Source organism: Curtobacterium sp. B8, assembly GCF_000333315.1.
In the GTDB taxonomy this organism is placed as follows: Bacteria; Actinomycetota; Actinomycetes; order Actinomycetales; family Microbacteriaceae; genus Curtobacterium; species Curtobacterium luteum.
In genome coordinates, this window is sequence record NZ_BACW01000597.1 from 1 (window position 1) to 3550 (window position 3550).

A 3550-nucleotide genomic window follows, 5' to 3' on the forward strand; every position below is an offset into this window, starting at 1 on the left:
CAGGAGCATGCCAGCGGTCACGACCGCGCTGACCGCGAAGACGATCAGGCGACGCTTCAGGATGCCGCCGACGATCAACTGGATGACGAGACCGACGACGACGGCGATCACGACGAGGTTGACCGGCGGGATCCTCGGGTCGACGAGGAAGTTGTTGTAGTCGAGCGCGATAAACGACTTCAGGAGCACGGCCATCAGGAAGGACGGCAGCGAGTAGAGGAAGAAGCTGACCAGGGTGATCGAGTAGTCGAAGCCCGAGTAGACGCGCAGCGCGGTCACGACGCCGAGACCGATGCCGAAGATGATGGCGAGGACGAACGAGAACGTCACCAGCTGGATGGTCGACCCGACGGCCTGCGGGAGCAGCTGGGCGACCGGCTGGTTCTGGAACGTCACGCCGAGGTCGCACTGACCGATGACGCACTTGCCGACGCCGCTGATCCACAGACCCCAGCGGAGCGGCGGGATCAGGTCGAGGTGCTGCGCTGCGACTCGTGCGGCGATGAGCTGCTCACGGTTCGGCGAGTTGCTCTGTTGGAGGTCCTGCAGGGGGTTCCCCGCGATCGCCGCCAGGTTGTACATGATGAACGACGCGGCGATGAGGATGAGGACCGAGACGAGGATCCGTCTCGCGATGAAACTCACCATGGGCGATGGGTGCCTCTCCGGTGTGGTGGTTCGTGCTGCTGGTCGTCCGATCGGGCGGCCCGAGCAGCAAGGGTACTGGGTCCCGCGGGCAGGGTCGTCTTCGACCATGCTCAGCGGCGTGGGGCCGGGTCTCGGCCGTGGGGGTGTACGCCGGTCGGTGTCCCGGCTCACGGGAGGGCGCCGGACTCGTCGAGTCCGGCGCCCCCTCGTGCGTGGTGCTGATCAGCGACCGGTCAGGATCACTTGGTCCAGTCCCAGACGTTCCAGAAGATGCCCGTCTGGCCACCGAAGTACTCGATGCCCTTGATGTTCGAGCCGGTGGCGAAGAGGCCGGGGCTCTGGAACAGCGGCAGACCGTACGCCTTGTCGAAGGCGATCTTGTCGATCTCCATCTTCATGTCGTTCAGCTTGGACTCGTCCAGCGTGCTCTGGGTCTCGACAGCGAGCTTCGAGGCCGTGGCGTCGTTGAACTTGTTGTAGTTGCCCGAGTTGTTCGTCTGGAAGAGCTGCGGGATCGCGGCGTTGCCGGCACCCGGGTTCACCCAACCGAAGATCGAGGCGTCGTAGTCGCCACCCGCGAGGAGCGAGGACCAGTCGGGCGAGCCGCCGTCGACGACCTTGATGCCGGCCTTGGCGGCCGAGGCCTGGATCGCCTGGAACGTGTCCACGCGGTTCGGGTTCTCGGTGTTGTAGAGGATCTTGATCGACGGGGTGGCGCCGTTCAGGAGCTTCTTCGCCTCGGCGATGTCGACCTTGCTGTAGTCGGACGAGTCGTTGTTCTTGACCGTGTCGTCGTAGCCGTCCTGGCCCGGCAGGTAGAGCTGCGAGTCGAGGACCTTGGCGTCCTTGTTGATCGGGGTGACGATCGAGTTCAGGATCTGCTCACGCGGGATGGTGAGGAGGAACGCCTTGCGGACGTTCTCGTCCTTGAAGACCGACGAACCGAAGTTCAGGTCGAGGTGGTCGTAGGCGACCTGCGAGCCCTCGATGGTCTTCACACCGGAGGCGGCGTCGAGCGCCTTCACCGTGTCGGCCGAGGCCTGCGGCTGGATCGCGTCGACCTCGCCGTTCTGGAGCGCGGTCACCTGGGCGTTCGCGTCACCGATGAAGCGGACGACGAGCTTGCCGAACTTGACCTTGTGCTCGCCGGTGTACTCCGGGTTCGGCACGAGGGTCATCGACTGCTTCGGGGTCCAGGCGGAGACCATGAGCGGGCCACCCGAGACGAGGAGCTTCTTGTCGCTCGGCAGGCTGGTCTTGTCGTAGCCGGTGTTGACGAAGTCGGCGACCTTCTTGAGGACCGAGTTCGCCGCGGCGGGCTTGGCGGGGTCACCGGCGGGGGTGTCCTTGAGCGCCGTGAGGAGGTCGTCGACCGTGGTGCCGGCCTCTTCCGTCACGACGTGCGCCGGGAACTGGATGGGGTTCACCAGCTGCCAGTCGACGTAGGGCTCCTTGTACTTGATGGTGATGGAGTCCTTGGTGATGTCCGTCGGGTAGTCCGTCTTGAACGGGGACGCCGACGCGAGCGAGAAGTACTGCGTCCCGCTCGTGACCTTGCCGGTCGACTCGTCCTGCGTGGCCGAGTCGTAGTAGCCGGACGCCTGTGCCCAGCCCAGGAGGAGGTCGTCAGAGGTGATGGACTTGCCGTCGGACCACTTCGCGTCCTTGTTCAGCGTGTACTTGACCGTCAGGGGGTCGTCGCTGAGCTTCTCGACGGTGCCGAGGTCGGTGTTCGGCGTGATCTTGTAGTCCGAGCCCAGCGTCACGAACTGCGGCTGGGTCATGTAGTTGATCATGCCGTTCATGTCCAGGTTGCCCTGGGGGGTGTTGTAGTTGAACGACGTGACTTCGTTGACCTGCGCGACGGTGATGGTCTTGTTCGACGCCGAACCCGACTCATTGGCACTGGGAGAAGTGGTGCAACCGGCGAGGGCGATCGCAGCCGCCCCGGCCAGGGCGACGGCGCCGAGCAGCTGGCGCCCTCGCTTCTTGGTGATGTTCACTCTGTGATCCTCCTGATGGAATGTGACCGAACACGAGGGAGGCAGGCTCCACGCCGCGTTCGCAAGAACCCTAGGTGGCCGTCGGAGACCCCTCAAAATCTCGGGAGAACTTGTTACACACCGGAAACGTGTGCAGTGGATCGTTGCGTGAGACTGCGGATACTTGCGCCCGGCGGGCCCGATGCGCAACAGGGAGGCTTGACGTCGCACGCGTTACCGAACAGTCTTGCGAACAGCCACGGAAGCGATGAACGCTCGGGGAACGCTCGGCGGCCAGTTGCCCGCATGGTCCGGCGTCCGGGTCGTAGCGTGGCAGGGTGCTCGCCAACGACATCCACCACCTCCACGTCCCCTCCTCCCCGACCGTCTCCGGTGACCCGCGGAACGGTGGCTCGGCCTTCGTCTCGGTGTCCCGCCCGGATCTCGACGGCGACCGCTACCGCACCACCGTCGAGCAGGTGACCGGGTCGGGGCCCATCCGCTGGACCGCCGGTGACCGGGACTCGGCGCCCGTCCTCTCCCCCGACGGCCGGACCCTCGCGTTCCTCCGCGTCGTGGCGGACGAGCACGGCGCCGAGCGGCCCCAGGTCGCCGTCGCACCGGTCGACGGCGGCGAGGCCCGGGTCGTCACGGCGCTGCCGCTCGGCGCCGGCGCCCCCGTCTGGTCGCCCGACTCGACGCGCATCGCCGTGACCGCCCGCTTCCCGGAGCCCGGCCGCTACGGCTCGGCCGTCCCGGGCGACGACGACCGCCGACCGGCCCCGTCCGCCGAGGCGCCGCGACTCGTGACCCGGCTCGACTTCCACGTCGACGGCGCCGGGTACCTGCTCGACAAGCTCCAGCAGGTCGTGGTCGTCGACGTCACCGACCGCGATGCCGCCCCGGTGCACACGCCCTGA

Annotated in this window: 2 protein-coding genes and 1 pseudogene; 1 reads left to right on the top strand and 2 read right to left on the bottom strand. The window is 66.5% G+C overall.

Going from position 1 to position 3550, the window contains the following annotated elements; genetic code table 11:
- Positions 1–648: pseudogene (locus tag I59_RS16155) on the bottom strand (ABC transporter permease); the annotation flags it as partial.
- Between the two features lie 239 nt (positions 649–887).
- Positions 888–2651: an ABC transporter family substrate-binding protein gene (locus tag I59_RS16160; protein WP_022904762.1), complete on the bottom strand. Its 1764-nt coding sequence runs from the start codon at positions 2649–2651 to the stop codon at positions 888–890.
- Between the two features lie 317 nt (positions 2652–2968).
- On the opposite strand from I59_RS16160, the gene I59_RS16165 reads away from it, so the two are divergent.
- On the top strand, positions 2969–3550 hold the full coding sequence (locus I59_RS16165; RefSeq protein WP_022904763.1) for a PD40 domain-containing protein: 582 nt from the start codon (positions 2969–2971) through the stop codon (positions 3548–3550).